The 6119-nt window shown below is 71.2% G+C and carries 5 protein-coding genes and 1 pseudogene; 1 reads left to right on the top strand and 5 read right to left on the bottom strand.

From position 1 onward, the window contains the following. The 3 genes and pseudogenes from GBZ26_RS25910 to GBZ26_RS25900 form a co-directional block, all read right to left on the bottom strand. Nucleotides 1–504, bottom strand: a pseudogene (locus GBZ26_RS25910) (hypothetical protein); the annotation flags it as partial. Nucleotides 505–544: 40 nt separating this feature from the next. Then, nucleotides 545–2071: an ABC transporter substrate-binding protein gene (locus GBZ26_RS25905; RefSeq protein WP_174441302.1), complete on the bottom strand. Its 1527-nt coding sequence runs from the start codon at nucleotides 2069–2071 to the stop codon at nucleotides 545–547. A 100-nt stretch (nucleotides 2072–2171) separates the two neighbouring features. Continuing rightward, nucleotides 2172–2918: a creatininase family protein gene (locus GBZ26_RS25900; RefSeq protein WP_174441301.1), complete on the bottom strand. Its 747-nt coding sequence runs from the start codon at nucleotides 2916–2918 to the stop codon at nucleotides 2172–2174. A 168-nt stretch (nucleotides 2919–3086) separates the two neighbouring features. On the opposite strand from GBZ26_RS25900, the gene GBZ26_RS25895 reads away from it, so the two are divergent. Further along, the gene (locus GBZ26_RS25895; protein WP_174441300.1) at nucleotides 3087–4619 is read left to right on the top strand and encodes a YifB family Mg chelatase-like AAA ATPase; all 1533 of its coding nucleotides are present in this window, start codon (nucleotides 3087–3089) and stop codon (nucleotides 4617–4619) included. A 4-nt stretch (nucleotides 4620–4623) separates the two neighbouring features. Here the strand turns inward: GBZ26_RS25895 and GBZ26_RS25890 are convergent, their stop codons facing one another. Together GBZ26_RS25890 and GBZ26_RS25885 are read right to left on the bottom strand one after the other, a co-directional pair. Beyond that, nucleotides 4624–5244, bottom strand: coding sequence for an HdeD family acid-resistance protein (locus tag GBZ26_RS25890; protein WP_174441299.1), 621 nt, complete (start codon nucleotides 5242–5244; stop codon nucleotides 4624–4626). A 151-nt stretch (nucleotides 5245–5395) separates the two neighbouring features. Beyond that, on the bottom strand, nucleotides 5396–6058 hold the full coding sequence (locus GBZ26_RS25885) for a LolA family protein (RefSeq protein WP_174441298.1): 663 nt from the start codon (nucleotides 6056–6058) through the stop codon (nucleotides 5396–5398). Nucleotides 6059–6119 lie beyond the last annotated feature (61 nt).

Below are 6119 nucleotides of genomic sequence, written 5' to 3'. Positions count from 1 at the left end.
GGGCGCGGAGACGATCGGCGGTTCGTGGGCACGCGGGCGGGGGGGGAGCGCGGGGAAAGAGGCCAGGCGGCCAACGACCGGGATGCGGCCGGCCGGCAGCCCGCGGAACGGGCGGCGAGGGTGGGGGAAGGGGCGGGCGGGGGCCGCGCTGCGCGCCCGGCTGGGGCGCGCCCGGCGCTGGCCAGTCCGCGACGCCGGCTGGGGGGGCGGCAGGCTGCATGGGGAGTTCGGGACCAGCCCGGCGACCGGGCGCGCGTAGGTCAGGCTGGTCCCGAAATCCCCATGCAGCATGCCGCCCACCCAGCCGGCGTAGCGGACGGGCCAGGGCCGGTCGAGCCCCATCTGGGCGCGCAGCGCGGCCACCGCCTCCGGCTGCGCGCTGGTGCCGAGCATCACCAGGGCCGGGTCGCCGGGGATCGCCTCCAGCACGGCGAAGACCACCAGCGTGGCCAGCCACGCCGTCAGCGCCAGGGTGAGCAGACGGCGCACCAGGAAGGCGAGCACGCGGGTCAGCCCCCGCCGGGTCCGGTCCGGCCGCGCCGGATCACTTCCACCGGACGCCCGTCACGTCGTTGGCCTGGATCGGGCGGTTGACCCACATGCCCTGAACCGCCGACTTCTGCACGGTGGCCGAGGGCAGCATGAAGAGGAAGCCGTTCACCGCGTCCTCGGCCAGGATGCGCTGCTGCTCGCCGTAGAGGGCATTGCGCTTGGCAGGGTCCTGGGTGCGGTCCAGCTCCGCCCCCACGGCGTTGAAGCGCTCGCTGCGGTAGTTGAAGTAGTAGTCGGGGCGCCCGTAGATGTCGATGTCCAGCGGCTCGGTGTGGGCGATCAGGGTCAGGTCGTAATTCTTGCCCTTGAACACCTGCTCCAGCCAGGGCGCCCATTCCATCGGCTCGACCGTCACGCGGATGCCGACCTCGGCCAGCATGGCGGCGATCAGCTCGCCGGAGCGGCGGGCGTAGATCGGCGGCGGCAGGCGCAGCGTCGTCTCGAACCCGTCCGGCAGGCCGGCCTCGGCGAGCAGCGCCTTGGCCTTGTCCGGGTCGTAGGGGTAGAGGCCGGTCAGGTCGACGTAGCCGGCGCGGTGCGGCGGGAAGTGGCTGCCGATGGCCGCCCCGTTGCCGAACAGCACCCCGTCGATCAGCGTCTTGCGGTCGATGGCGTGGGCCATGGCCCGGCGCACCCGGACGTCGTCGAAGGGCTTGCGGGCGTTGTTGGTGCCGAGGATCGTCTCCCCCTCCGTCGTGCCGACCATGACGGTGAAGGCCCCGTCGTCGCGGAACTGGGGCAGCGCCTCGTAGGTGTCGAACTGCGGGAAGCTGTCGATGTCGCCGGCCTTCAGCGCGGCGACCTGGGCCGCCGGATCGCTGATGAAGCGGAAGGTGACGCGCTCCAGCGCCGGCTTCGGCCCGTCGTAATCGGGGTTGCGCACCAGCACCACCCGGTCGCCGGCCACCCAGCGCTCGAACTTGAAGGGGCCGGTGCCGACCGGGGTCTGCTTGTTGGCGCCCGCCGACTCCGGCGCGACGATGGCGGCGTCGCCCGACGCCATGTGGAAGAGGAACAGACCGTCGGGCCGCGACAGGGTGACCACCACGGTCTGGGCGTCCGGCGCCTCCACCCCGGCGATGGCGGCGAAATAGCCTTTCTGCGCGTTGACCGACTCGGCGCCCCGCGCGCGGTCGAGCGAGAACTTCACGTCCGCCGAATCGGCGTCGGTGCCGTCGTGGAACTTCGCCCCCTTGCGCAGATGGAAGGTGTAGGTCAGCCCGTCCGCCGACACTTCCCACTTTTCGGCGAGGCCCGGCACCACCTTGCCTTCGGCGTCGATGCGGGTCAGCGGCTCGAACAGGTTGGCGTAGGTCACCTCGTCGATGGCCGCCGCCGCACCCGCCGTGGGGTCGAGGTGCGGCGGCTCCAGCCGCATCCCGACCACCAAGTCGGTGCGGGCCAGATCCGTGCGGGGGGCCGCCTGCGCGAGGACCGGGCCGGCGGCCAGCGCGCCGGCCAGCCCGAGGACCGCTCCCATGGTGACGGCGAGCGCGGCGCGCCTCTGGCGGTTCGGCATGACGGCTGTTTCCCCCAATCGTTGTCTCGGCGCGGGATGATGCGGTGAAGCCCCGCCCGAGTTCAAGGCCGCAGGCAGGCTTTTCCGCTGGCTTTTCCGCTCAGGCCTCCGCCAGGAAGGCGCCATACTGGCGGGAAATCGCCTCCACCGCCGTCTCGAACAGCCGCTTGCCGTGCTCCGGCGTGGCGAGACCGGGGGCGGAGCCGATGCGCCCGTCCGGGTGGCGGCGGCGGAAGTCGCGGGCGTCGTAGAAGCCGCCGGGCGACGCGGTCTCCGGGTCCATCGCCGCCGTCTTGATCGACTCGGGATAGGCGTATTGGGTCAGCGACACCTCGCTGGGCGTGGCGTGGGAGCCTTCCTTGCCGCCGAACAGCTCCCGCGACAGGCGGCCGATCTCCTGGTTCTCCCACCAGTTGACCAGGGTGCAGCGCAGCTCCGGCGCCTGCCGGCCGCGCAGGGCGCGGTTCTCCGCGTAGATCTCGTAGAAGGCGGCGCGGACGGACGCGACGTTGCCGCCATGGCCGTTGATGAAGAAGAAGCGCTCGAACCCATGCTCGGCCAGCGACATCACATAGTCGCGCAGCAGGGCGATCAGGGTGGAGGGCTTCAGCGTCATCGAGCCGGCGAAGTCCATGTGGTGCACGGCCATGCCCACGGGGATGGTCGGCCCGACCATCGCCCCGGTGGCGTCGCCGACGCCGCGGGCGACCACCTCGGCGCAGATGGCGTCGGTGCCGATCAGGCCGTTCGGCCCATGCTGCTCGGTGGAGCCGATGGGCAGGATGATGCCCTTGGAAGTCTTCAGGTAAGCCTCGGCCTCGGCCCAGGTGCTGAGAAGAAGCTGCACGGTCTCTGACCCTTGCTGTGTGTTGTGCTCTGGGAGGAAGTGTAGGGCAGCGCCGCCCGCCGCCCAAGGCCGCTCGGCCGCAGGACGGCCCTGCGCCGCCCGGCGCGCTGGCAATTCCCTTCGCCCGACCATACACTCGCGTGCATTTCCCAAGGCATGGCGTCTGGCATGGTTGCGCGGATCAACACGGTTGCGTTCCAGGGCATCGAGGTTCTGGACATCGACGTTCAGGTTCAGATGTCCGGCGGCATCGTCGCCTTCACCGTGGTCGGCCTGCCCGACAAAGCGGTGGCGGAAAGCCGGGAGCGGGTGCGGGCGGCGCTGCACGCGCTCGGCCTCGCCCTGCCGGCCAAGCGGATCACCGTCAACCTCGCCCCGGCGGACGTGCTGAAGGAGGGGAGCCATTTCGATCTGCCCATCGCACTGGCCCTGCTGACCGTCATGGGCGTGCTGCCCGATCTGGAGATGAGCCGCTATTGCGCGCTGGGCGAGCTGGCTCTGGACGGGGCGCTGACCCCGGTGGCCGGGGTGCTGCCGGCGGCGATCAACGCGCTGGCCCACGACCGCGGGCTGATCTGCCCGGAGGCCTGCGGCGGCGAGGCCGCCTGGGCGGGCGAGGGGCTGGACGTGCTGGCGCCGGCCACGCTGCTCGCCCTCATCAACCATTTCCGCGGCCAGCAGGTGCTGACCCGCCCCCGTCCGCGCATCCAGGAAAGCGCCGAGGCGCCGCTCGACCTGCGCGACGTCAAGGGCAACGAGACGGCCAAGCGCGCGCTGGAGGTCGCCGCCGCCGGATCACACAATCTGTTGATGATCGGGCCGCCCGGCTCCGGCAAGTCGATGCTGGCCGCAAGGCTGCCCGGCCTGCTGCCGCCGCTCGACCCGGCGGAGGCGCTGGAGGTTTCGATGATCCACAGCGTCGCCGGGCTGCTGGAGGGCGGCAAACTGCTGCGCCAGCGTCCCTACCGGTCGCCGCACCAGTCGGCCAGCCTGCCCGCCCTGGTCGGCGGCGGGTCGCGCGCCAAGCCGGGCGAGATTTCGCTCGCCCACAAGGGCGTGTTGTTCCTCGACGAGCTTCCCGAATTCCCGCGCGGCACGCTGGAAGCGCTGCGCCAGCCCTTGGAGACCGGCAAGGCGGTGGTCAGCCGGGCCAACCACCATGTGACCTACCCGGCGCGGGTGCAGTTGATCGCCGCCATGAATCCTTGCCGCTGCGGGCATCTCGACGACGCGTCGCTGGCCTGCGCCCGCGCGCCGAAATGCGCCGCGGACTACCAGTCGAAGATCAGCGGGCCGCTGTTCGACCGCATCGACCTGCACATCGACGTGCCGGCCGTCAGCCCCGCCGACCTCAGCCTGCCGCCGCCCGCCGAGGGCAGCGCCGACGTGGCCGCCCGCGTGGCCGCGGCCCGCGCCATCCAGGCGGAGCGCTACGCCGGCTTCGGCCCCTTTCCCGAAGGCCGGGCGGTGCGCACCAACGCCGAGGCGGACGGCGAACTGCTGGAGAAAGCCGCCGCCCCCGACCAGCCGGGCCGCGCCCTGCTGACCGAGGCGGCGGAGCGGCTGAAGCTGTCCGCCCGCGGCTATCACCGCGTCATGCGCGTCGCCCGCACGCTGGCCGACCTGGACGGCGGGGGCGGCGTGCGCCGCCCGCACATCGCGGAGGCGCTCGGCTACCGCCGCATCGCCCCCGGTCGATGATGCTTTACTCCGCCGCCACGGCGTTGCCGTGGTTGGAATGATGAGTCCGGTCGTGCAGGCAGCGGCGCAGGCGGACGGCGGTGATGATGGCCAGCGCGCCATAGGCGATCAGATAGCTGCCGATACCCAGCGCCACGGCCAGCAGGCCCAGCGACGGCAGGACCCACATGCCGAAACCGAACAGCACCGACAGGGCGCCGGCCACGCCCCAGGCCCATTTGCCGTGGGTGCGGTGCATGCGCCACGCCGTCATGATCTTGGCGAAGCCGGTGATGACCGACCAGGCGGCGATCACGAAGATCAGCGCGAACAGGCTCGCCTCCGGCCACAGCAGGGCCACGGCGCCCGCCACCAGACTGACCACGCCGTCCAGGATGAAGGGCAGGCTGCGCTCCTGCGCCTGGGCGGCGCGGACGCCGCCGACGATGGCGAACAGCCCGTCCATCAGCAGGTAGGCCGCGAGAAGAACCGCCAGGGTGGCGACCGTCGCCCCCGGCAGCAGGAAGGCCAGCAGGCCGAGCATCACCGCCGCGGCCCCGCGCAGCGCCAGCGCCCACCAATTGCGCGCCAGCAGATCGTTCATGCCCTGGACCCGCCGGGCCTCGTACATCGCCTCCGTTGCCATGTCTCGTCTCCCCTCATCCGTTCGAGTGCACCGGGCGCGGGTGAGCGCGCCCGATACATCACGGCAACAGGATCAGGAGGACTTCGTTGCGGCGGCGGGTTGTCGCGGTGACGAGATTCGCGCGAAATCCGTGCAAATTTGTCGGGGCGGATCAGTTGTTGCGGCCGTAATCGCCCTTGCTGGGTTCGATGAAGTAGAAGAGCTTCGAGTCGAACTGCATGCCCTCGCGCGGGTTCATCAGCGCCACCTCGGTCGTCAGCCCCTGGGCGTCCAGCACCCGCCATTTGCGGAGTTGGAAGGGCCGATCCTCGAAGACCAGCGTCAGGGTGCCTTTGCCGGGGTCCTTGGTCTCGGTCAGGCTGATCTCCACCAGCCCCGGTGCCTGATAGACGCCGGTCACCGTCACGTCGCCGGACAGCCGGATGTTCTTGCGCAGGATGAAGTCGGCCAGCGTGCTGCCGATGGGGGCGCTGGACTGCTGCCGCATCTCCCCGTCCCAATAGAAGATGAAGGCACCGTCGGCGACGACGAAGTCCTTCACCGGCGCGTCGTACTCCAGCCGCATCCGGCCGGGGCGCGCGAGATAGAAGGTGCCGGTGGTCTGGTGGCCGTTCGGGGCAACCTGCACGAACTTCGATTGCAGCGTGCCGATGCCATTCAGATAGCTTTCCGCCTGGGCCACCAGCGCCTGATCCTGGGCGGACAGGGCAGCGGCGCGCGGCGCGGCCAGCGCGGGGTCGAGGACCGCGCCCGCCATGGTGACGGACAGAGCGACGGCGGCGGCAGCCAGGATGCGGCGGAACGGGAGCTTCATGATGCCTGCTAGGTAACCGGACGTTCCGGGCGGAAATGGGGCGCGGCGGTGGTGGTTCCAA

This window comes from Azospirillum formosense (genome assembly GCF_013340925.1).
GTDB classification, from domain to species: domain Bacteria; phylum Pseudomonadota; class Alphaproteobacteria; order Azospirillales; family Azospirillaceae; genus Azospirillum; species Azospirillum formosense.
The sequence above is the reverse complement of the archived record's forward strand: the minus strand, read 5'-3'. Positions and strand labels throughout refer to the sequence as shown.

Bases quoted from the DNA above. Each gene is read 5' to 3' on its own strand.
- GBZ26_RS25905 (WP_174441302.1), bottom strand. From the start codon at position 2,071: ATGCCGAACCGCCAGAGGCGCGCCGCGCTCGCCGTCACCATGGGAGCG.
- GBZ26_RS25895 (WP_174441300.1), top strand. From the start codon at position 3,087: ATGGTTGCGCGGATCAACACGGTTGCGTTCCAGGGCATCGAGGTTCTG.
- GBZ26_RS25890 (WP_174441299.1), bottom strand. From the start codon at position 5,244: ATGGCAACGGAGGCGATGTACGAGGCCCGGCGGGTCCAGGGCATGAAC.
- GBZ26_RS25885 (WP_174441298.1), bottom strand. From the start codon at position 6,058: ATGAAGCTCCCGTTCCGCCGCATCCTGGCTGCCGCCGCCGTCGCTCTG.